We start from the raw sequence: 23,024 nt of genomic DNA, 5'->3' as shown, positions 1-23,024 counted from the left end.
CCCCGGCCTCATGCTCCTTCAGCACCGCAATAATCTGCTCTTCCGTGAACCGTGCTCGCTTCATCTGTCCGTCCTTCTTCGGGGCGGACTCTAACTCCTTCTGGAGGAAATACTCGGTGGCAGGTCAGCTTCAACGTTCGTATTTGCTGGCACTGCTCCAAGAACTCGCCAACACCACCGAGACTGCGCAGCCCAGGCTGATCCTTGGATGCGAGGAGCCTGAACTTTATCAGCATCCGCCACAAGCGCGCCACCTGGCCGCAGTCTTTAAAAAGCTTGGCCAGGGAAACTCGCAGATCCTGGTATCGACCCATAGCCCCCACTTTGTTTCAGGACGACATTTTGAGCACGTGCGACTAGTTCGAAGAGATGACGCGGAGAAGAGGTCTAACATCCGGTGGACCACTTGCGAACGAGTTGCTCAGAAGCTGTCCGACGTCTCTGGAGACAAGGTCGCTCCGATTGAAGCTGAGCGCGCCCAGCTCCATCAGGCGTTGCAGCCGCATATCAATGAGATGTTCTTTACCCAGAAGCTCGTGTTGGTCGAGGGTCTGGAAGACACGGCCTATATCACCGCTTGGATGACGTATTCGAACCTTTGGGACGATTATCGCAAGTCAGGATGCAACATCGTCGCCGTTAACGGAAAAAGCTCTCTCATCGAACCTTTGATCATCGCAAAGGAACTCAGCATCCCCACCTTTGTGGTATTTGACGCCGATGGAAACGTCCAGGACGCGGGCCGGCGTAACCTCCACAAACTCGATAACGAAAAGATACTGAAGCTATTGGAGGGGGACGTGGCGACGCCTTTTCCTGATAGCCCGGTCTGGACCGACACATATGCGATGTGGCCGGAGAACCTGGGCTCGATCCTCAAACAAGAGGTGGGATCGACGTTCTGGGACTCTTCTTATTCCGCTGCAACTAAAGGCCTTGGCAACCCGTCCGGCAGCTTTGTCAAAAACACGATCCACATCGGCGACCATCTTACGATCTTGAGAGGAAAAGGAACCAAAATTCCGACTCTCGACCGGCTGTGTGCAGCAATCCTCGCATTGGCGTGAGAAAGTTACAGGAGACAGAATGGAATTCGAAAAAGTTAGATCCAGCACAATCAGCACCGTTGGCTACGACGATGCCGAGAAGGTTCTAGGCGTGCAGTTCCGCAATGGCAGTGAATATCATTATCTGGCTGTACCGAAAGCCCTCTTCGAGGGCCTTCGGGCGGCACCTTCAGTAGGGAGTTACCTGAACAAATACATCAAGGAGGCCGGCTACCAATTCAGGCGGGTAAGATAAACCTCCGCCGTTATAGAACGGCCCGTTCACTCAGCTGCTTCACTTTTCAGCTCTGCGAATTTCGTCGCCATAGTCGGATTACCCCGCGTCAGCTTCTTGATCGTCACATCCTGCGCCTTGTCGTTTGCAAGGCGCAGGTTGCGATCCGTACCCATCAACGCATCCTTGGTCTTCTGCAGATGGTCGATGGACTTGTCGATTTCGGCGATCGCCGTCTGGAAGTTTCGAGAGGCGAGGTCGTAGTTCTTTGAGAACGCGGTCTTGAACGTCTCCAACTGGCTTTCGAACTGGGTGATGTCGATATTCTGCGCCTTCACGAGTGCCAGCTCGGTTTTGAACTTCAGCGAGTTGAGGGAAGCGTTCCGCAGCAGCGTGATCATCGGCAGGAAAAACTGCGGCCGGATGACGTACATCTTGGGATAACGGTGAAAGACGTCGACGATGCCGGTGTTGTAGAGTTCATTATCCGGCTCAAGCAATGAGACCAGGATCGCGTACTCGCAACCCTTCTCGGTACGATCGCGGTCAAGCTCCTTGAGAAAATCCTCGTTCTTGCTCTTCGTCGCGGTTTTGTCGCTCTCGTTCTTCATCTCGAACATGATCGAGATAAGCTCGGTGCCAGCTTCGTCCGCGTCGCGGAAGATATAATCGCCCTTGCTGCCGGTCCGCGCGTCGTTGTCTTTCTCGAAATACGCCCGCGGAAAGGCCATCGAGCGGACCCGGTTGAATTCGGTCTCACAGTGCTGTTCGAGGGTCTCACCGACCATCTTGGTCGAGAGACGGGCTTTCATGTCCTTGAGACGCTCGATCGCGTCATCGCGATCCTTGATCTGGGTTTCGTACTTCTCCTTGAGCGACTGTTCGGAGAGCTGCTTTTCAAGCTGGACCTGCTTGATACCGTTCTTCAGCTCATCGCGCTCTTTTTCGATCGCGCCGACCGCTTCAGTGACGGCTAGTTTCTTCTCAAGCTCGACGGCCTGAAGCTTAGCCTTCAGCTCCTGAATTTCCTTTTCCTTGGCAGCCGTGATCTTGTGCTGCTCGCTGGCCAAAAGCGCCTCAGCAAGCTCTGAGGCGGCCCTCTTTTCGCGCTCGGACTCGGCCAGCGCGTTCGCAAGCCTGTCCCGCTCCTTCTCGATGGCGCTGAGTGCTTCGTTGACTGCCAGCTTCTGGGCGACGCCACTCCCCTCAAGTTTGGACTTCAGCTCCTGGATCTCAGCATCCTTGGCGGCAGCGGTCTTCTGCAGATCGCTGCTGACCTGGGCCTTGGCCAATTCAACGGCGCTCTGCTTGTCACGCTCGGCCAGCTCCAACCGTTCGTGCAGCTGCTGTGCGAAATCGGCGTCACGAACCTGCTTCAGGATCTCGGCAAAGCCGGACTCATCGACCTTGAAGGCCTTGGTACAGTGGGGGCAGATGATCTCGTGCATTGTCCTGGCCGAGTTGGGCGCTGCTGTTGTCATTCAATTGAGGCTAAGGGGCGACAGAATCGATCCTGCCAAATTGAGAACAAAATTAGAACACGCGGGTTGTGACGGTCAAGCAAAGCGCCGGAATTCCAGGCATTTCAGCCGGAAATCCACTGGTTTTCTTTTTTCGGCAGGCTGGGCTTGCCGATCCAACCGGCAAACAAAGCGGCAAAACGGCTGCCCTGGGTATCCCCTTAGGCTTTGATTGTATTGGGATTTTTTTCGGTAGAGGAAGCGGCAAATATCGATTCCCTGCGGCGGATCCGTCCTGCCGGAGACGAAGGGCGGCTTGCTCGCCAAAGCTCATCGCAAATCAGCAAATGCGATTTTACGATTCACCGCGCTGGGAGTTATCAGCTTCGAGCTCCCTTCCCGAGACGACAAGCGAATAGCTGGTGCTGCGGCCGCCAGCAGCATCCTTCTGCAGAATGCCGCGTTTGATCAAGTCATTGATGTCGCGCGTTGCAGTCGGCTGCGAGGTCTTGGCGATCTTTTCCCACTTCGATGAAGTCAGCTTTCCCTCGAAGCCTTCGAGCAAGCGATTCAACATAAGTCTCTGGCGATCGTTGAGATCACTCGCGCCATGCTTTTCCCAGAATGCCGCCTTCTGCAGAACGTTGCCGATGATCGCGTCAGCGCCGTCGAAGGCGCGCCCGAGACAACCGAGAAACCAGTCGAGCCAATGGGTGATGTCGAGCGTACCGCGTTGCGTGCGCTCAAGGATGTCGTAGTAGGCTTTGCGCTCTTTCCGAATTTGCGCGGACATGCTGTAAAATCGCTGCGGGCTGTGCTCGGACCGCGCGAGCGCCAGGTCAGCAATCGCGCGCGCGATACGGCCATTGCCATCCTCGAAAGGATGGATGGTCACAAACCACAGATGCGCGAGCGCGGCTTTGATGACGGGGTCCTGTTCCCGGTCGGCGTTGAACCAATCCAGAAATGCCTTCATCTCAGTCGAGAGCCGCTTCGCGGCGGGCGCTTCGAAGTGAACCTTTTCCCGCCCGAAGGCCCCCGATATCACCTGCATAGGGCCAGCCTCCTCGGTGCGCCAACCGCCGACAGTGATCTTCTGCATGCCGCTGCGTCCCGTTGGGAAAAGAGCCGCGTGCCAGCCAAAGAGCCGATCCGTCGTCAAGGCTTGGTCGTATTTCTGGGTGGCGTCGAGCATGAGCTCAACCACGCCCTCCACGTTTCTTTCGGCAGGCGTCAAGGCGCCGATTTCAATCCCAAGCCGCTGGGCGATCGACGAACGCACCTGGTCACGGTCCAGGATTTCACCTTCGATCTCACTGGACTTGACGATCTCCTCAGTCAGCGACTGGAGCGAGGCTTCCGCCTTCAGCTGGAAGCCCAGGCTTTCCATCCGTCCTAAAAGCCGCCCCTGCTGGTGGCGGACCTGGACAAGGGCTTCAGCTAGCTTTTCGGAGTTCCACTCGAACTCTGGCCACTCCGCCCTTTCGTGAATATAAACCATAACCCCCGCTCCTCTTGACCCGAGTATGGGGCTAATCTCTTCATCTTCAAGCCATTCCAATCACTTCATGATCGGATTAGGGGCATTTTTCTCTTCACGATCAAAGTCTTGCGTTTTAAGAAGCGATGTCATATAAAAAGTATGACATGAAAAAGCCAAGTTCCACCGCTTCGACCGATCTCAGCGCCGCCCAAGCTCGGGCCGCCAGGGCTCTTTTGGCATGGTCGCAACAGGACCTGGCCACCCACGCCAACATTGCCACCTCGACCGTCGCTGACTTCGAGCGGGGCCGCCGAACGCCAGTGCCGCAGAACGCCCAGGCCATGCGGGCAGCCTTTGAGCGCGCCGGCATCTCGTTCCCGACGGGTGGTGCCGTGCGCGGACCCGCCCTTCCGAAGCTCGCTGATCTTACCAAGAGTGGGGCGCCCATTCGATATGTGAACGGCACCGACCTCGCCCAATGGGCGGAGCGCCGTCACGGACAAGCCTCGATGCCAACCCTGATCGCCAAGCTGGTCCGGGCCAGCGGCGGCGCCTCGTTGCATTTCCCGTCCGATGAGGGCGTCCAGTTCGCGGGTTGGGACGGCACAACGCAGGCGGCCACCGCGTCTGAATACGTTCCGGCCGGATCAGCGGGATGGGAGATTGGTACGCAGCGCGAAGGAATCGCCGGCAAGGCAGACGGGGATTACATCAAGCGAAGCAAAGACCCAATGGGTCTTCCGCAGAGCGAGACCACATTCGCGTTCGTCACGCCGCGCCCTTGGCCCAAGAAAGAGGAGTGGGCTCAGCAAAAGCGCGCTGAAGGCGTCTGGAAAGATGTCAGAGCCTACGACGGCACCGACCTGGTCCACTGGATCGAGCAATACCCGGCAGTGGGCCAGTGGCTGGCGACGGCACTCGGAAAGCGTCCGGCTGGCGTGCGCCAGTTGGAAGAGGTGTGGGAGGAATGGTCGCTAGCCACTCAGTGGCCGCTTCCTCCCGACCTGGTCCTCAGTGATCGCAGCGAGGACAGTGCAGCCTTGCTCCAATGGTTGAGGGATGGCCATGCGGCGATCGCCTTCCAGGGCGAAAGCTCTGAGGAAGTGGCAGCGTTCGCCTACGCCACGATCAACCAGTTACCGCCCGACGTCGCCGAGCATTATTTCGCACGCTGCGTTGTCGCCTCCAATTCGGAGGCGGCGAGGGAGCTTGCCGGCAGCCGCACGCCACTGATCATCGTCATCCTTGAACCGGAAGCAGGGGTCGCCGAGGCCATCGCAGCAAAAGGCCATCACGTCCTTGCCGCGTTCGGCCAGAACCCGGGCTCACTCGGCCAAATGCGGAAGCTGAGCCGCCCGTCTCGTGAAGGAATCGAAGCAGCCCTGATCGACAGCGGCCTTCCGGAGGAGAAGGCAAAGGCCTTTGCGCGGGATTCCGCACGCAGCCTGGCCATTCTGCGCCGGTTGATGCCCGGGGTTGCGAGCCGGCTGCCGCATTGGGCGCAGGGCACGATTTCAAGATCGTTACTGGCCGCGCTGCTGGCCGGCATGTGGGATGACGGCAAGGAAGCCGACAAGGCAATCCTATCGCGGCTGTCTGATATGCCGTATGAGGCCTTCGTCGCCAGCATCGCGCCCTATGTTGGGGAGTTCGATAGCCCGCTTCGTAAAGTCGGCCCGGTCTGGAAGGTGGCGTCCCCTCGAGATGCGTGGCTGCTTATCGCGCCCCATTTTACGGTTGCGGATATCGAGCGGTACCGCGCCGCCGTGATCGATGTGTTGAGCGCTGCTGATCCCCGGTACACCTTAAGCCCGGAAGAGCGCTGGAATGCGTCGATACTGGGCATAGAGCCGGAATACTCAGCCTACTTGCGTCATGGTCTCGGCGAGACACTGATCCTTCTTGCGCTGTTCGGCGACAAGGCGGCAATGGTGCCTAATGCCACGCAATACCCCGACATGGTCGTCCGGAAAGTGCTTCGCGGTGCTGACAGCCAACGCTGGTGGTCGCTGTCGCGGGATTTCCAGCTGCTTGCCGAAGCCTCCCCCGATGAATTCCTGTCGGCGGTAGACGACAGTCTCGATAACGAAGATCCGGCGATCGCGGCGCTGTTCAAGCCCGATGAAAACCCGATCTTCGGCAGTAGCGAACATCTCTCCGACCTTCTCTGGGCGCTGGAATCACTCGCTTGGTCACCGCAGCTCCTGCCCCACGTTTCTCTTGTGCTCGCCCGTCTCGACGAGCTTGACCGCGGCGGCCGCTATCTGAACCGACCGGCTGCCAGCCTCCGCACCGCATTTCTGCTCTGGAGCCCGCAGACCAACGCTACATATGGCCAGCGTCTCAAAGTTCTGGACCGGGTTAGGAAGAGGTACCCGAAGCCTGCGTGGAAGCTGATGCTCGGAATCTTGCCCTCTGGCCATGATTCCTTCTCGCCTACTCCCTCCACGCGCTGGCGAGACTTTTCCACGGACAAAAAAGAAGTCGTCACCTATCAGTTGATCGGCAAAGGCGCTGTAGCGTTACTCGATCGCCTCCTGGAAGACGTTGGCAGCGACACAGATCGTTGGATCACCTTGTTGGACCGCTGGAGTGATCTTGGCGACAGGCGCGAGAAGGCCGCGGGCCAGCTGGAGCTGGTCGCTCAAGGTAAACTCATCAGACAGGACCGGGAGCAGCTTCGGGCCAAGCTCAGAAACGTGTTGCACCATCACCGCAGCTATAGCGACGCCGATTGGGCGCTGCCTGCTGAGGACATCGCCCTTCTCCAACGCATCTACGACACTTTGGCTCCCCAGGATCCAATTGAAAGCATCGCATGGCTCTTTGAGACATCGGTCTCCTTACCCAACCCCACAGGCGATTGGGACGGGGACGAAGACTTACTGCAGTCGGAGCGCGCTTCCGCTGCGGAAGCATTCCTGCGGGATCATGGCCCTGAAAAGCTATTCGAGCTCATCGACGCTGTCCGTGAACCCGGCTATTTGGGGCGATCGGTCGCCGAGTCCACTCTCTCCGAAGACATTCGCAAACAGCTCCTTGTGCGGGCGCTCAAGAGTGAGGATGACAAGCATCATCTGTTTGCCCGCGGCCTTGTCGCGACCTGGCACGGCAGCGCAGGCCGTGAATGGGCTGAAAAGCTGTTTGATGAGGCACTGCGCGACGCCTGGGGCGAGAAGGCGCTATTGACTATCCTGCTGGCGCTTCCCTGGTCTGGATGGGTCTGGGAGCTGGCCCGGCACGTTGGTGATAACACAGAGAATGCCTACTGGAAGCGTACGCACCTCCAGTGGCCCCGCGAGCCGGATTTTGAACCAGCGTATGCCGTGGAGCAGCTGATCAAGGCGGGACGCGCCCGAGCGAGCATCAACCTGATCGGTATGTACCTACATGGGGGCAAGAAGTTCGCCCCCGATCTACTCTCCAGAGCCTTGCTCGAGGCTGTGCGCCAACCGGTTCAAGGTGAGCTGGAGATGAACGAGCGCACGATGTTCCAGCACTATGCGCAGGAGATTTTCAGCCAGCTTGATACTGCGGAAGACTTCCCGACCGTTACGCTCGCCCAGCTTGAATGGCAGTACCTGCCGCTTTTCGAACATTCAGAACGTAAGGCGACAGCGATCATAAAGGAACTCACCTCAAAGCCCGGGCTCTTCGTTGAGATGCTTTGTGCGGTCTATAAGCCCAGCCCAGACAGCGGCGTGACTGATCCACCCGTTGAGAATGAGGACCAGGCCCGGAACGTTGCGAACCAGGCGTATAGGTTGCTGCGACTGTGGGATGTTATCCCAGGCACGCGCGGCGACGGAACGATCGACGGCGCCGAGTTGGAGGCTTGGATCGTGGAAGCACGCAAGCTCGCTCACGAAAAGGGCCGCGGTAACGTCGCCGACCAGAAAATCGGCGAGTTGCTCTCGGCTTCCAAGGTCGATGCAGACGGCATCTGGCCCGCCGTGCAGGTTCGGGAGGTCATCGAGGCGGTCCGCAGCCGCGATCTCGAAACCGGGGTCATGATCGGCAAGCTCAACCGCCGTGGAGTGACGACGCGGGCGTACGGCGCCGGTGGTGAGCAAGAGCGCGATTTGGCCAAGAAGTATCGGGAGTGGTCCAAAGCCACTGCTTTCGACTGGCACCGCACCTCAGGAATCCTGGAAAACCTTGCGAAAGACTATGAGCGTGAGGCGAAGGCTCACGATGAGGATGCGGAACGCTTAGATTGGCATTAGCGTAGACACATGAATAAGCAGGCCAAGAATTCTCTGGAGGCCGTATTGAACGAGGTGGTCTCCTTCGTGCTAAATGAGACACACCTGCTCGCTAGGTACGAGGCGGTCCTGCAACAAGAACTGGGCAGGCTGATACAAACCGGTGGTGATGAGGCCTTTGGGGCGCGCATGAACCGGGTCGTTGAACACCTGGGCGGGCCTCCCGAATTCTACCTGCTGTTCGATCATCAAGAACCGCCGCCAGCTGACAATTACCCGGAGGCGATCATGCGAGAAGCCTTCGCGGTATTTTACCGGGCTCGATCGTCGGTACTGCGGGCACATCTTTATATGACCGGTTCGTCGGTTCTTACCGGACAGCCGGATTTGAGCGACGCGCCCCAGGACGTAACGGACGTCTTCGTAAAGGAGGCACAGGGCGCCTTCTGGGAACATGCGGAAGCGGCCTACATCCGGCTCTCTTCTTTCTGGGACCGGGTTGGGCAGGTGCTGGACTTTAGTTTCTTCAACATTCGCAAATTCGACCAGAATGGTTTTACGGCTGTGATGGATCGCATTCACGCGAATGCGATCCCCATGGACATCCGCCTGAAATCCAGCTTGAGCTGGAAACGCCTACGCACTTTCCAGACTAACGAGAAAGAAGATGGCTTGAAGTGGCTTCTCCAGCGCCGGAATCTCGTGGTTCACAGTCTTCACCTGCATCCGGTCGGAACGGACGATGAGGGTGTGTTCAAATCACAGTTTAACCATCTCGACGCCGCCCATCGAGAAAAGCTGCGCCCAAGGGAGCCAAGTGAGGAGGTCCAGCTGCTGATAGGGCAACTTGAGAAAGCCAGCACGCATTTTAGCGACTTCCTGGACATTGTTGAACTCACACCCTCTCGAAAGCGGGAAAGCTATCTATAAGCGACGCACCTTCTCCAGGGGGTAGCACTCTGAAAGATCGCCCGATGACGGTCATGGCACCGTCGCAAAATCGCAAAAATGCGATCAGGCGACAAATTGAGCTAACTCGTTGGGAGGCCGTTGCGCCGCACGAAGTCTGCGAGGCGCGCACCTACTTCGGGAAACAAAAACGATAGCGCCGGCATCCATTCCTGAGGCGGCGTGTATTTTGGATCGCCCTTGCGCAACTGGCTACGCATCACCTCGCACCGAGAAGCCCATTTCCCAGTCGAGTCCTGGCTCTTCAGCAACTCCCTGTGACCCGCCGCCTCGACAGCAAAGCCGAACGCCAGCATGCTTTCCGGATGAATTTGAGCCGTCTGGTGCGCGCACTGGATCAGCGTATCAAATTGCCATCCGACACCGTGACCCTTTAGAGCACTTAATACGGCATGCATCATGCCCCTGAAGCCGCTATCCCATGCCGGACGGTCTGGGACATCGATATTCCTCGCCGCAAGCTTCTCCTTGAGAGCGAGCCAGCGATCCTGATGGTCCGGGCTACCTTCCCTCTGCCGGGTCATATTCTCCGTCCAATAGGCAATGACTTCGTCACGCAATAACCTGTCTGAGATCTTCGCTTCTTCCACCTCGTAGTCAAAGAAATAGGCGCGTTGCTGCTCGATTTCCTTTTTGACCGCGCTAAAGGGAACGATGATTTCCTGCCATTTGTCCCTAATCGTGCCCGCGTCGTCGAACGGAATGCGATAGTGGCACCGCAGGTGGAATTGTTTGGTTTCCTCCGATAGGCAAACGGTTTCCTGGTCGACGACAAACACGTTCGAATTGTTGGAGAACAACAGGTCATCAGTGGTCATGCGCCTGTAGTCTTCCGAGAAATTCGCTAAAACCCAAATTAGGTGGGCTCCAACGTCGCGGTAGAACATTCGGCGGCTGACCACGACGTCCAGGAATGTCGTCGATAGCTGCGCCTCAAAGGCAAACCGCCCTTCGACCGACGTGGCCTGCACATCCGGCTTTCGCCACGTCTTAGGATCGTCTGCCGCATTCCAGCGCTTCTCCTGAACGATTGACTCGGTGTCGAATGACGGGTCGGCCCGCAAGCTGCGTTCGATAAGCCCCTTGATCCGCTTGTGAGCGTCGCTTTCGCGCAGGCCGTGGTATTTCCGCGCCCGGATTTCCTCCTCGCTCAACACACTCCGCGTTACCGCGGGGCATGAGCCGTCTTCAATCTTATGGCGAAAGAAGAAGCGCTTTTGCTTATTGCCGACCAGGTGAACCGGCGTGCTGCAAAGCGCACATACATGCCTCGGCTTCCCCTTTTTCATCGCTTCGCGCATGGCTACGCGCATCACTTTCACGAATTCGTCGTAGCGGTGGGACGCAATGAATGTCGTTGCGCGCAGTACCTCGCCTGAGATGAGATCGATAACCTCTGCGATCTCGGGATCATCCACTGGCGTCGCGAAGTCGAGCGCATCAATGGTGACGTTATGGCTGGAATAGGTCATTGGTCGGAATGCCCTGACGGGAGGCCGAACGGGCGACGACTTTGGCCGATTCGCCGCTAGAATGGTCTATTTTCTTCGTCTAGTCGGTGCGCCGCAATCCCGCCCAGCGCGTAGAAAGCCCCATGCTGCGCCGAGATAGATGGCTCATGTGAGGGGCAACGGAATGTTGGGCGGCCAAGGCGACCGGCTCGGTCGGGCTGCATCCGTAAAAAGCGATTCCAGCAATCCGAGAACGGACTGCAAGCTGTGCGTCTGCTGTCTGACCTCATCGACAGTCTTGATAGGCAGAACAGCGCGCAAGTGCTGATCAATGCCATGATCGCGCCGCCAGTCGTCATAGCTTCGTTTCTTGAAGGACAAGGCGTAGAGCATGGCCGTGCGGCCATAGATTGCCTGGATACACCAGAATATCGCCCAAAGCCGCGGCGACACGAACGGCCGCTCCATTTCACCCTTGGCGAAGTTCGCGCCCTTCATCTTCTCTATGATTACGTCCTGCGACCGATAAATGCGTGCGCTATCGAACAGCGGGTGCGAATCTGCACCGGAGAAATACCGGTTAAGTTCGTCAGGCGTGAGAATGCTGTCGACAAACGTCAAGTCGCTGAAGGCGGACTTGAGGTCAAGGATGATCTGCCATAGCCGTTCCACAGCCTTTGTCGTCCGATCGTCCGCGGCGGAGCTGCCGGAAAGATTGATAGTGCCCGCGTTTACGGTCTGGGCTGTCACGCCGCCCGATTGATTATGGCTGCGCACCGAATTGTCGAGGATAAGCAGCGCGCCGTCGCTGGCCTGCTGATCTGGAACCGCTGTGGCAGCTTTCTCATGGTCGGCCTTCATCTTCAGCAACCGAGCGACCGTGTACGCTTCGAGATCGGCATCCACGACTTTGTGGTGCGTGGGGCAGAGCAAGATCAGGTTATCGAACCCATTGCGGACCTCGTCGCTCTGCGTTGCGTCGTATCGCGGCCCTTGCGCACTGGCAGCCGCGATGTGGCAAATCTCGCCAAGCACTAGCTCCCCATCGACAATGGGGTCCGTGCACGTTGGAAATGCGCAGCGATTACCCGATTGCGCAAAAAGACGCTTTATGACCGGTGGGCGAACGCTCATGTCCGATGTCCAAGAATCACCTCGGCTGAATATATCTGACCAGGCACAATCAGCGCATACTATTGGGCTTTCGGAGCTTAGGGTCTTTACCGATATCCACATTTTAGCTTTCGCGCCCAATTAGAGACCATGGCAATGTCGGCCGCACCCCGGCTCCGGTAGGTTTCGATACGGACCGTGCCGGCTCGGCCGATGCGTCCCCATTCCCTGACCAGCGAGCATTCGCCGAACAAGGTCGGCTGGATATCCAGCTTGTAGAACCGAGCCATGTTGCGACGGTCGTCGATACGAGTAAGCATGAGTGCAGTCATGCGGTTTCCTCCTCTTTTTGTTTTTCGGGGACGCGCGCGGAGGCCTTAGCCTCGCGCAAATAGCGGTGGACAGTCTCCCGACTAACGCGGAGCTTTCGCGCTAACGTCGCCTTCTTGGCCCCGTCTCTGACGTCGCAATAACCTCTTCCACCTGCTCAGCTGTCAGTGCGCGTTTGCGCCCCTTGTACGCCCCCTTCTTCTTCGCGATCGCAATGCCCTCGCGCTGCCGCTCGCGAATGAGCGCGCGCTCAAATTCTGCGAAGGAGCCCATGACATTGAGCAGAAGCTGCGACATCGGTGAGGATTCAGCTATAAACGTTAGGCCCTCTTTCAACAATTGAATCCGAACACCCTTCCCGGTCAGCTCCCGAACCAAGCGGCGAAGATCTTCAAGGTTGCGGGCCAGGCGATCCATCGAGTGGACAACGACCGTGTCCCCTTCCCGGACGTAGGCAATCATCTGCGCCAGTTGAGGGCGGTCAGTATCTTTGCCAGAGGCAAAATCGGTAAAAGTGCGATCAACACGTATGTCAACGAGCTGTCGATCGATCTTCTGATCGAGTGTGCTCACTCGCACATAGCCGACAACCTGCCCCGTCAACTCCTACGCTTTCGTTGTGTGGCAAGAAGTCTGAGAGGTAGCGCAACATGTGTCAAGAAATTCCGAAATCCGATCTGTGTGACACAGTGTGGGGGTGTGGCAATTGGGTGCACCCCAAAGACGCGCATGTGGCGTAGCGCTGGACGCTGAGGGGCTGGTTTGTCATTCGGCCTGCAATATTGGCTCTGACTCACTTTTGATGCAGTTGGGGGGATGTCTGGCGCTTTGATCGGGGGAGAATCAGCGCCATGCAGCAGGCAATCCAGCGCTCCAATCTGGTGCCGAGTGGGTTTGTTGTAGAGAGTGCGTACTTCGAAGGTAATAAGGCCGTTATTGCGGTCCGGGCGCTGGGGAGTGTCGGTCTGTGTCCATCGTGCGGAACGGTTTCCCGACGTGTCCATAGCCGGTATCGACGACGCGTGACCGATCTGCCGCTCTCTGGGCGGATCGTCCAGCTCCTGGTAATCGCCCGCCGCTTCCGCTGCGATGCCGTCCTATGCGGGCGCCAAATCTTCACCGAGCGCTTTGCCGAAGGGGTGCTGGCTCCATCGGCGCGGCGTACTGCAAGGATGGAGTCTATCGTTCATCACCTCGGCCTGGCGCTTGGTGGTCGACCAGCGGCAGGCTTCGCAAAAAGGCTGATGCTCCCGGTGAGCAAGGATACGTTGCTGCGCGTCGTCCGGCGCCGGAGCCGCCCGCCGACTGATCCGCTCCGAGTTATCGGCATTGATGATTGGGCCTGGCGTCGCAATCACCGATACGCCAGTATCATCTGCAACCTGGAACGCCGCCGGGTCGTCACCTTGCTGCCGGATCGGGAGCCTGCGACCGCCCAAGCCTGGCTTGCTGCCCATCCTGCGATCTCGATCGTCGCCCGCGATCGTGGCGGTGGCTATGGCGAAGCGGCAGCAAAGGCCTTGCCGCACGCGGTACAGGTCGCGGATCGTTGGCATCTGATGGAGAATGCCAGCCGAGCCTTCCTTGATGCCGTCCGCAAATCGATGCGACAGATACGCACCGTCATCGGTGCGACCACGATCGATCCCAAACTGCTCACAGCCGCCGAGCGGATCCAGTATGAGGGCTATCTTCGCCGCGAGGAGACCAATGCGGCCATCCTGTCTCTTTCGAAGAATGGCTTACCTATCAAGCAGATCGTGCGCCAAACTGGCCATAGCAGGAAGCTGGTTCGGCACGTGATCCGCGGTGAGCGCAACGATGTCTTCCGGACCCGAGAAAGTTCGTTGGACGTGCATTTGCCATGGCTTGACGATCAATGGGCGTCCGGCTGTCGAAACGGAGCTGAACTTTGGCGTCGCCTGAAGGCGCGAGGTTTCCGAGGCTCGCTTCGCGTGATCAGCGAGTGGGCCACCCGCAGACGACGGGCTGAAAAGGCCGACACGCAAAACCTTCAGCGGATTCCGTCGGCCAGAACGATCGCACGCTTTCTGACAATCGGCCGGGACTTGCTGACGAAAGCGGAGGCCGTCACGGTCGCGGCGATCGAAGTTGGCGTTCCAAGCCTGGTCGATGCCCGCGAGATAATCACCGAATTCCACACGATGATCCGTCGCAAGGCCGACATGGCGCTCGCTTCATGGATCGAGCGCGCCCGCGTTAGTCTCGTCGCTTCGTTCGCCAACGGCGTGACCAAGGATGAAGCGGCGGTTCGGGCGGCAATTACTTCGCCCTGGTCGAACGGGCAGACTGAAGGTCAGATCACACGCCTCAAGCTCGTCAGACGTCAGATGTATGGCCGAGGGAAAATCGATCTGCTTCAAGCCAGACTAATCGGCGCAGAATAATCGGAGCTGCATCAAAATTGCGTCAGAGCCCAATATTGACCCCCCGTATTGCCGCATCTGCGAATGTTACCCTGATGGCGCCATTGCCGATGACGATCCGATGTCGATTAATCGGTCGCGCCAGATGGCTTTCCCGGCTTGCTCGACGAGAGGGGCTGTGGGCGGGTCGGGCCCTACATAGCCCGAGCCCCCGGGCAATGGGGCAGCGGTCGTGGTCGAGCGGGCGGTGGGCGACCAACCGTTCGGCAGCCCTCCGTCTGAGCGCCGTCAGCTGCGGCTGCTCTGCGAGCCACGCTTCGATCGCAGCAATATGCGGATCGAGCTTGGACGGCATGCGAACTCTGGTCTTATAGGGCCGACGAGTTCGCCGGTGCGTGGCACGCGGCTCGCCGACCGTCGCGGTCTTGCCGAGCGTCTTCGCGAACGTCGCCGCGGTCGCTGTCGGGGCGCGAGTGTGAGCGGGTTGCAGGCCGCGCGCCCTTCCGGCACGATGATCGACGCGATTGCCTAGTTCCTCTTGGGTTGCGCGAATCTCCGCCAACAGCGCGACCGGATCGAGCGAGCGATACTGATCGCGGAGCCGTTTCTTCACGGCCGCGGTCACCTTGGGATGCGCCAATGCACGCTCATAGGGCGTCGATGGGAGATGATAGCGCTTGATCATTTTAGCCCCTTCGCGACGCTTCTCCTTCAGCTTGAAAGACGGTTGGAAGAAGTTGACGTAGAGCCGTGCCGCCGCATAGAGGCGGCCCATCATGCGCGCTGTCTCGACGCCATCGAAGCGGCCATAGCCCATGAGGCGGCGGACGACGGCACCATTCTTCTGCTCGACAAACGCCTGGTCGTTCTTCTTATAGGCGCGCGAGCGTGTGACTTCGAGCTTCTGTTCGCGACACCATGGCACGACGACATAGTTCATGAAGGCGCTGTCGTTGTCGAAGTCCACGCCGCGCAACTGCCACGGGAACAGGCTCTGTGCGCGGTTGATCGCCTCGACGACGAGCGAACCTTCCCGCGTCAGCAGCGGCAGACACTCCGTCCAACCGGTGGCGACATCGACCATCGTCAGGGTTTGGATGAACGAGCCAGCCACCGACATGCCGCCATGGGCGACCATATCGACCTCGCAGAAGCCGGGCACCGGGCTGTTCCAGTCATTGAACGCGCGGATCGGGACCTCGCGCCGGATTGCCGAATAGAATCCGGCACGGCGCCGGCTGCCGCCGCTCGCTGCGATCTTCACATCGACGAGCGGGCGATCGATGGTGGCCGGCGCTGATGACCAGAACACGATCACGGTCCGACTGGCCAAGCTGCAATCGGCCATGTTGCTCGAGAGCAGGCAGCAAGGTCGGGATCATCGCCTTGAGCCGCTTGCCGCGTACCCGATCCGACGCCTCCCACAGCGCCGTCATCGCGTCCTTGACCGTCGCGCCATATCTACGTCCTCGTTTTCTTGTTGCCTCGATCTCGCCCGGTCCAACCGTCTCGCGTCGCCGGAGCGCGCGGACCGCATGCTTGCGATGCCAGCCCGTCGTCGCGCACAGTTCGTCGAGGATCCGTCCCTTCTCCGCTCGTTTGGCCGACCGGTAACGCTCCGTTACCGCCGACGCCACCTCGCGCCGCGCGCCCATGCTGATCGTTCCCGCCATAGACGCCACCGAACCAATTCGATGGCACTGCCCCAATCATCGGCGAGAAGCTGTCCAGTAACATTCTGGGTGAGGCAATGCGCCCCCTAAGCCGGGGGATCGGCGTCCAAAATTCATCTGCGACTAAGGAGGTGTGCGCAATTCTGCCGGCGCCCCTATCAGACCTTTGCGCGGCTCGCGACGAGCGACCCAACAGTGTCGATCACGAGCTCGGGCTGCTCTTCTCCATCGGTCCTTATTAGACTAGATCGCGGGTGCTGCCATTCGACAGGAAACGATCGCCGGCGGCGACGTCGCATGATCATCTCGCGCACTGGATCGCAGCAAATCGTAGGTTGGCGTACAAAATCGTACATTTGGTAGCGGGAGAGCGCTACATGGCTAAACCCACTACTATGGAGGCTCTATTTTCGTACCGGAGGATGGCTTAACGTCCGGCCTGACGCCTTTATAGCCTGCCAGAAGCCGCCTTTCTTACGCGGTCCCCGTACGCCCGTGCGTCGACGTAAGTATTGAGGAAGTGACTAAAACTGAAGAGCATAACGTCGAATAGGCCGGCGCGTCCCTCAGCCGCCCGGCAGCGGCGAGATGAACTGGCCGGCGGCGATGTCGAGATCGACGCCGTCAAGGACCATGCGGCCGGCGAATGATTTGCCCACCGGCTCCGCTCATGCCTTCACCTTGTCAGCATAGTTCGGATGCCAGCGCAGAAGCCGCCGTTCGATCAGGCGCGTGATCAAATCCGAGAGCCAGCCTGCGATGGCGTAGAGAATGATGGCCAGCACGATGATGTCGATGCGCAGCAGCTCACGGGCGTCCTGCACGAGGTACCCAACCCCGTCCAGCGACGCGATCGTTTCACCTACGACCAGGGTGAGCCAGGCCAGCGCATGCCGACCAGGATAGGCTGGAGCGCAGCCGGCAGAATGGCCGTCGGGCCGTTCGAGCCGGTGCACGATCTCTTCGATCGGTCTCCGTCTCACCTGAGACGCCGTCACCTTCGCAAACTCCGGCGCGCAATTCGATGGTAGCAAAATTCGTTTTTAACGCGTCGGCATCAATGCCGTTCTACCGCACGCGGGATCTTGCAGAATGTCCTTTCAATGGGCGATGCTCTGCGCGAGTTGACGCACGTGAAGAGGACCTTCACGACGCTGAACGCGAATTCACGTGCGACCGAAAGCGGCAATTGATGCGTTTCAGTCCTCAACGAGCCACGATCGTGCACGTTCGCACGAACGACAAAATGGCTGTCGCGCGCATGGCCCCACTGCCGAAGCATTTGTTGTCCATCTCGCGTCAAATTTGGAATGGCCAGACCGCTCCGTTTCGCTTCTCCTAAGCGGAAACTCCGATCGTGCCAAGCATCTCCGGGAAAGCCGTGAACTGATCGGCGCCAGCAATCATCAGGGGCTATCCATGACCGCACGCTTTTATTTGCGCTCTCACTCCCGGCGTGGCCTGTTGATCGCAACCTCCGTGGTGACTGCCGTTGCCTTGACGGCAATGGCGGGCCTGTCTCCGGTTAAAGGTGCCGGCGGTCCGCGCGATGGTGGCGACATCACCTTCCTGATCGATTCACTGGGCGGCACCTGGATCCCGAACAACAGCGCCATCTCCAGCTTCCAGGGCCACATCTGGGGCCATGTGACTGATAAGCTCGTTTATGTCGACGCCGACGGAAAGGTCAGTCCGTGGATCGCCGAGAGCTGGGAGCAAAGCGATGACGCCACCCAGTTCACGCTTCACCTCAAGAAGGGCGTAACCTTCTCCGATGGCACGCCGCTCGACGCATCGGCCGTCGTCGCCAACCTCGACATCTGGTACGCCGGCCGCAAGAACGAAGGCATCAACCCGATCGGCCTGTTCCCGAAGACTTATACCCGCTCCGAGGCGGTCGACGCCGCTACGGTAAAAGTCTTCTTCAAAGCGCCGACTCTCGGCTTCATCCCGACGCTCGGCTATCACGGCTCCATCCTCATCTCGCCGAAGACCATCGCACAGCCTGCCGCGCAGCAAGCCGACCTGTCCAAGACGTCCGGCAGCGGACCGTATGTGGTCGCGTCCTGGAAGGAGGGCGACTTCGTCAAGCTGGTCAAGCGCAAGGACTACAATTGGGGCCCGGCGGCGGTCGGCCATACCGGTCCGGCTTTCCTCAATTCAATCACCTACAAGCTCGTGTCGGAGCCATCACTGCGGGTCGCCGCTGTCCAGTCCGGCCAGGCGGATGTCGCCTACAGCCCTTCACCGCAGGAATTGAAATCTCTCAAGGACGCTGGCTTCACGATCGCGACCCCGCGCTATCTCGGCTTCGTCAATGGCCTCGCCGTTAACACCAAGCTGGAGCCGTACAACGATGTGAAGGTGCGCCAGGCTTTCCAGGCCGGCATCGACCGAAAAGAGATCATCGACACCGTCTACACACCCGACTGGAAGCTCGCGACGTCCTTCATTCAGAGCAACGTCCCCGGCGCGACCGATCACAGCGACCTGCTGGCCTACAATCCCGGCAAAGCCGAGAAGCTGCTCGACGAAGCGGGCTGGACCAAAGGCTCCAACGGTATCCGTACCAAGGATGGCAAGCCGTTGACGCTTACCCTCAACTCCAACCCCTATCTCGCAACGTCGAAAGCGATCGACGAGCTGATCGCCCAGCAGCTCGGCAAGATCGGCTGGAAGGTCAACATCCGGGCCTATGACGTCGTCACCTTCGGCGAGAAGGTCAGGTTCGGCGGACCGGCCGTGCCGGCCTACGAGGTGACGCGCAGCTTTATCGACGCTGGTACGGTGGCGAGCATCCTCACGAACGCCAACAACGGCGAGGACTGGTTTGCTCTTGGCGAGAGCGACAAGAAGCTGAACGAGCTGCGCGACAAGATCGCCGGCGCCGGTACTGCCGAAATCCGCGCCCCCCTTCTCGACGACCTGCAGAAATATGTGCTTGAGCAGGGTTACTTCATTCCGCGCACGCAGATCGTCCAGCGCATCTATGTGCAGTCTCCGAAGCTGAAAGGTGAAGTCTACAATGGGATCGCCTATGCCAGCTATTACACGGCGACGATCAGCGAGTAGCGCGCCGTGTACCTGAGCAACGCGACGAGGCGAGCAGCATGAGCAGTGCGTACTTCCGCTATGCCGCAAAGCGCCTCGTCCAGGCGCTCGTCGTCATCCTGCTGGCCTATGTCTTCACCTTCGTGGTCGTCAGCATCCTGCCCGGCGATCCCATCACCAACGTCCTGCGCGATCCCCAGAACGGGTTCACCGAGGACGAGATCAATAAGATCATCGCCGCTCAGGGCCTGGACCAGCCGATCCTGGTCCAGCTCTGGACATCGCTGTCCCACTTCGTGACTGGCGACTTCGGCCTGTCGATGCGGTCCAGCCGGCCCGTGACAACGCTGATCGCCGAGGTTCTCCCCTCGACGCTGATCCTCGCCTCCGCAGGCTTCGCGGTCGCATTGCTGCTGGCGGTGACGATCGCCTATGGCACGCAGTTCCTTCCCAAGCGCTTCGGCCAGGGCTTGCTGCGGGGATTCCCGTCGCTGTTCCTGTCGGTGCCGAACTTCGTGATCGGCCTGGTGCTGATCCACACCTTCGGCTTCCAGCTCGGCCTGTTCCGCGTGATTGAACCCAACAGCTTCTGGGCGACCTTCTTTGCCGCGATCGCGCTGGGCATCCCCATCTGTGCACAGATCGCGGAAGTACTGATCGCGAACCTCGACCATGAGTCCAGTCAGGAATACGCCGCTGTCGCGCGCGGCCGAGGTCTCGGGCAGGCGCGCCTCTTCGCAAAGCATCTGCTCCAGCCGTCTTCGCTCCCGGTCGTCACCATCATCGCGCTCACTATCGGCGAGCTGCTCGGCGGCTCGCTGATCACCGAGACGGTGTTCGGACGTACCGGCATCGGCAGCCTGGTGCAGCGTTCGGTCAGCACGCAGGACCTGCCTGTGCTGCAAGCTGTCGTTTCGCTGGCGGCGGTGGTGTTCGTGCTCGTCAATCTGATCGCCGACCTCGTCTATCCCCTGCTGGATCCCCGCGTGAAACTGATTGGCGGAGCGAGGCAACGCCCGAGCACCGCTGAGGACAGCGCCGCCGGAGTGACCCAGGCGGCGACATCATGAGCAGCCTCTCCTCCACGCCACGCGCTTCGATGACCAATTGGTTGGCATCCCTCAGCGTCCCGCCGAGCGTCGCGCTCTCGTTCGCGGTCATCGCGCTGGTGATCGCCTGGTCACTCCTGCCTGGCCTGTTCACGAGCCAGAGCCCGTTCAACGGCGTTCCTGCCGAAAAACTGCTTGCACCAGGCACCGGGCACTGGTTCGGCACCGATCATCTCGGCCGCGACCTTTATACCCGCGTGGTGTATGGCACGGCGTCCTCGGTGCGGAGCGCACTCATTGCCGTCACGATCGCCGCCGTCTCCGGGGGCTTCATCGGCCTTTTGGCTGGCTTCTTCGGCGGCTGGGTGGACGTCGTATTCGCTCGCCTTGTCGACGTGTTGCTGGCGATCCCGCATTTCCTGCTGGCCGTCATCGTCGTCACTGCGATTGGTTTCGACACGACCAACGCGGCGATAGCAACCGGCATCTCGGCGGTGGCCGTATTCGCCCGGGTGATGCGTTCGGAGGTCATCAAGACGCGGCAGGCGACGTTTGTGGAGGCCTCATTTCTGCTGGGCGGCTCGCGCTGGCACATCCTGTTGCGGCATGTGCTGCCGAACGCGTCACGCTCGGTGCTGCCGCTTGCGGTGCTGCAATTCGGCCTCTCGATTTTGATCATCGCCAGCCTCGCTTTCCTGGGGTACGGCGACCCGCCGCCCGCTTCCGACTGGGGCCTGCTGATCTCGATCGGCAAGGACTACCTCAAATGGCCCTGGCTCGTGTATGCGCCCGCCTTCGTCACGATCGCGACCGTCCTCTCCGTAAACAGGATCAGCCGATGGCTCCGCAAGACGGACTAACCGCCATATTCCCCCGCGCCGAATTCATCGCGCCGAAGCCGCTGCGGCCGATTCCGCTGCTTGGGGTCGACGGCCTGTCGGTCTCCTACGGGCCGCACGAGGTCGTAACCAACGTGGGATTCGAACTGGGGCGCGGCGATGGCCTCGCCCTCATCGGTGAGTCCGGCTCGGGCAAGTCGACCATCGCGCGAGCGGTGCTGCGGCTACTCCCCGGCGGCGGGCGCGCGACCGGCCGCATCACTTTCGACGGCCAGGAGGTGCTGGGGATTTCCGAGCGCGGCTTCCGGCCGCTGCGGGGACGGGCCATCGGGTTCGTGCCGCAGGACCCCGCCAACTCACTCAATCCGGTACGCACAATCGGCGCCCAGGCGCAGGAAGCGGCCGCACTCCTCGACGAGCCCGACAATAGAGTCCGCAGGCAGCTCATCCTGGACACGTTCGCTCAGGTCGGGTTGGACAACCCTCAACGCGTCTACGACTCCTATCCGCACCAGCTGTCCGGCGGCATGCTCCAGCGCGTGCTGATCGGTCTTGCGATTCTCCCTCGCCCGGCGCTGCTGGTCGCGGACGAGCCGACCTCCGCGCTCGACGTCACGATCCAGAAACGAATTCTCGACCTGCTCTCGCGATTGCAGCAAGAGCTGGGCATCAGCCTGCTGCTGATCACCCATGATCTGGCGATCGCCGCCGAGCGGGCGAACACGCTGGTGGTGCTCAAGGACGGCGTCATCCAGGAGGCCGGCAGGACCGCGACCGTCTTCTCCTCGCCGGTGTCGGCCTACGCAAGGAAGCTGCACGCCGACGTCCCGGCCCTCAACTGCGACCGCTACGCCGACCTGCGCGACCCAGGTTTCCGCCGCCTCGAGATCGACAGCGAGATATCGAAGATCGACGTTAGCGGCGTCACGAAGACCTTCACCGTCGACGGAAAGACGTTGACGGCCGTAGATGACGTGTCGTTCACAGTCCCGGCCGGCACCACGCACGCGCTGGTCGGCGAGTCCGGCTCGGGCAAGACGACGACGATCCGGCTGCTGCTTGGGCTCGAGGAGCCCGACACCGGGACCATCTCGGTCGCCGGCGAGCAGCTCAACGGTTGCTCGCCAAAGACGCTGCGCGCGGTGTGGCGACACCTTCAGCTCATCTATCAAAACCCCTTCACCTCGCTCGACCCGACCTGGAAAGTCGAGCAGCTGGTGCGCGAGCCGCTCGACCGATTCAAGATCGGAACCCGCAAGGAGCGTGACGAGCAAGTGCGCAGGGCTCTGGCCGACGTCGGGCTCGGCGAGCACCTGCTCGCCCGCAAGCCGGGAGCCTTGTCTGGTGGCCAGCGTCAGCGCGTGGCCATCGCTCGGTCGCTGGTCCTCAAGCCTGACGTGATCGTGCTGGACGAGCCGACCTCCGCGCTCGACGTCACCGTTCAGGCCGACATCGTCGAGGTCCTGCTTTCACTGCAAGCCGAGCTCGGCTTGACCTACATATTCGTCTCCCACGATCTGGCCCTGGTGCGCCAGTTCGCCCACACCGTCTCGGTGATGCACCGCGGACGCATCGTCGAACACGGAGCCGTCACTGAGATCTTCGACAATCCCCGGCAGCCCTATACGAGGTCGCTGCTCGCCTCGATCCCGTTGGGTGTGACCGATGCCCCCCACGTGCAGCAGACGCGGCGTCAGCAGATGATCGCTGCCGAATAATTGACACAGAGAGCA

At 60.0% G+C, this 23,024-nt stretch carries 18 protein-coding genes; 9 read left to right on the top strand and 9 right to left on the bottom strand.

Annotated features, from left to right (window positions below; translation table 11 throughout):
• Nucleotides 1-1,067: ATP-dependent nuclease (locus CV770_RS28430; RefSeq protein ID WP_148667127.1), on the top strand; the 1,067-nt coding region annotated here is incomplete at its 5' end.
• A gap of 19 nt (nucleotides 1,068-1,086) precedes the next feature.
• Nucleotides 1,087-1,302, top strand: a complete 216-nt coding sequence (locus CV770_RS28425; protein ID WP_104464736.1) for a KTSC domain-containing protein — start codon at nucleotides 1,087-1,089, stop codon at nucleotides 1,300-1,302.
• 26 nt (nucleotides 1,303-1,328) lie between these two features.
• Here CV770_RS28425 and CV770_RS28420 read toward each other — a convergent pair whose 3' ends face one another.
• Nucleotides 1,329-2,729: a DUF2130 domain-containing protein gene (locus tag CV770_RS28420; protein ID WP_104464735.1), complete on the bottom strand. Its 1,401-nt coding sequence runs from the start codon at nucleotides 2,727-2,729 to the stop codon at nucleotides 1,329-1,331.
• Nucleotides 2,730-3,096: 367 nt separating this feature from the next.
• The gene (locus tag CV770_RS28415) at nucleotides 3,097-4,242 is read right to left on the bottom strand and encodes a Fic family protein (RefSeq protein ID WP_104464734.1); all 1,146 of its coding nucleotides are present in this window, start codon (nucleotides 4,240-4,242) and stop codon (nucleotides 3,097-3,099) included.
• A 146-nt stretch (nucleotides 4,243-4,388) separates the two neighbouring features.
• Between CV770_RS28415 and CV770_RS28410 the strand changes: the two genes are divergently transcribed.
• On the top strand, nucleotides 4,389-8,450 hold the full coding sequence (locus tag CV770_RS28410; RefSeq protein ID WP_104464740.1) for a helix-turn-helix domain-containing protein: 4,062 nt from the start codon (nucleotides 4,389-4,391) through the stop codon (nucleotides 8,448-8,450).
• Nucleotides 8,451-8,459: 9 nt separating this feature from the next.
• The gene (locus CV770_RS28405) at nucleotides 8,460-9,359 is read left to right on the top strand and encodes a hypothetical protein (protein WP_104464733.1); all 900 of its coding nucleotides are present in this window, start codon (nucleotides 8,460-8,462) and stop codon (nucleotides 9,357-9,359) included.
• 101 nt (nucleotides 9,360-9,460) lie between these two features.
• Here CV770_RS28405 and CV770_RS28400 read toward each other — a convergent pair whose 3' ends face one another.
• The 4 genes from CV770_RS28400 to CV770_RS28385 form a co-directional block, all read right to left on the bottom strand.
• Complete coding sequence (locus CV770_RS28400) at nucleotides 9,461-10,870, bottom strand: DUF6035 family protein (protein WP_104464732.1); 1,410 nt, start codon at nucleotides 10,868-10,870, stop codon at nucleotides 9,461-9,463.
• 144 nt (nucleotides 10,871-11,014) lie between these two features.
• Nucleotides 11,015-11,983, bottom strand: coding sequence for a hypothetical protein (locus tag CV770_RS28395; protein ID WP_146101371.1), 969 nt, complete (start codon nucleotides 11,981-11,983; stop codon nucleotides 11,015-11,017).
• Between the two features lie 86 nt (nucleotides 11,984-12,069).
• Nucleotides 12,070-12,294, bottom strand: coding sequence for a WGR domain-containing protein (locus CV770_RS28390; RefSeq protein ID WP_104464730.1), 225 nt, complete (start codon nucleotides 12,292-12,294; stop codon nucleotides 12,070-12,072).
• 100 nt (nucleotides 12,295-12,394) lie between these two features.
• Nucleotides 12,395-12,865 carry a recombinase family protein gene (locus tag CV770_RS28385; RefSeq protein ID WP_502693619.1) on the bottom strand — a complete coding sequence of 157 codons (471 nt, stop codon included), beginning with the start codon at nucleotides 12,863-12,865 and terminating at the stop codon, nucleotides 12,395-12,397.
• Between the two features lie 278 nt (nucleotides 12,866-13,143).
• On the opposite strand from CV770_RS28385, the gene CV770_RS28380 reads away from it, so the two are divergent.
• On the top strand, nucleotides 13,144-14,700 hold the full coding sequence (locus tag CV770_RS28380; protein WP_104464729.1) for an ISL3 family transposase: 1,557 nt from the start codon (nucleotides 13,144-13,146) through the stop codon (nucleotides 14,698-14,700).
• A gap of 22 nt (nucleotides 14,701-14,722) precedes the next feature.
• Here CV770_RS28380 and CV770_RS42795 read toward each other — a convergent pair whose 3' ends face one another.
• From CV770_RS42795 to CV770_RS28370, 3 genes are all read right to left on the bottom strand, one after another.
• A complete protein-coding gene (locus CV770_RS42795) occupies nucleotides 14,723-15,817 on the bottom strand; it encodes an integrase catalytic domain-containing protein (RefSeq protein WP_201760081.1) in 1,095 nt (364 codons plus the stop codon).
• Between the two features lie 37 nt (nucleotides 15,818-15,854).
• A complete protein-coding gene (locus tag CV770_RS42000; protein ID WP_148667125.1) occupies nucleotides 15,855-16,352 on the bottom strand; it encodes a hypothetical protein in 498 nt (165 codons plus the stop codon).
• A gap of 668 nt (nucleotides 16,353-17,020) precedes the next feature.
• Complete coding sequence (locus tag CV770_RS28370; RefSeq protein WP_245453885.1) at nucleotides 17,021-17,350, bottom strand: ABC transporter permease; 330 nt, start codon at nucleotides 17,348-17,350, stop codon at nucleotides 17,021-17,023.
• 421 nt (nucleotides 17,351-17,771) lie between these two features.
• Between CV770_RS28370 and CV770_RS28365 the strand changes: the two genes are divergently transcribed.
• The 4 genes from CV770_RS28365 to CV770_RS28350 are packed head-to-tail and all read left to right on the top strand — an operon-like array spanning nucleotide 17,772 to nucleotide 23,009.
• Complete coding sequence (locus CV770_RS28365; RefSeq protein ID WP_104464728.1) at nucleotides 17,772-19,424, top strand: ABC transporter substrate-binding protein; 1,653 nt, start codon at nucleotides 17,772-17,774, stop codon at nucleotides 19,422-19,424.
• A gap of 38 nt (nucleotides 19,425-19,462) precedes the next feature.
• Nucleotides 19,463-20,473 carry an ABC transporter permease gene (locus CV770_RS28360; RefSeq protein WP_104464727.1) on the top strand — a complete coding sequence of 337 codons (1,011 nt, stop codon included), beginning with the start codon at nucleotides 19,463-19,465 and terminating at the stop codon, nucleotides 20,471-20,473.
• Nucleotides 20,470-21,312 carry an ABC transporter permease gene (locus CV770_RS28355; RefSeq protein ID WP_104464726.1) on the top strand — a complete coding sequence of 281 codons (843 nt, stop codon included), beginning with the start codon at nucleotides 20,470-20,472 and terminating at the stop codon, nucleotides 21,310-21,312. The genes CV770_RS28360 and CV770_RS28355 overlap by 4 nt, the downstream gene beginning before the upstream one ends.
• Nucleotides 21,291-23,009 (top strand): ABC transporter ATP-binding protein, encoded by a 1,719-nt coding sequence (locus CV770_RS28350; RefSeq protein ID WP_104464725.1) that lies wholly within the window; start codon nucleotides 21,291-21,293, stop codon nucleotides 23,007-23,009. The genes CV770_RS28355 and CV770_RS28350 overlap by 22 nt, the downstream gene beginning before the upstream one ends.
• The last annotated feature ends 15 nt before the right edge of the window (nucleotides 23,010-23,024 follow it).

The organism is Bradyrhizobium sp. AC87j1 (genome assembly GCF_002936975.1).
GTDB classification, from domain to species: Bacteria; Pseudomonadota; Alphaproteobacteria; order Rhizobiales; family Xanthobacteraceae; genus Bradyrhizobium; species Bradyrhizobium shewense.
This window is presented reverse-complemented; position numbering and strand designations above follow the sequence as displayed.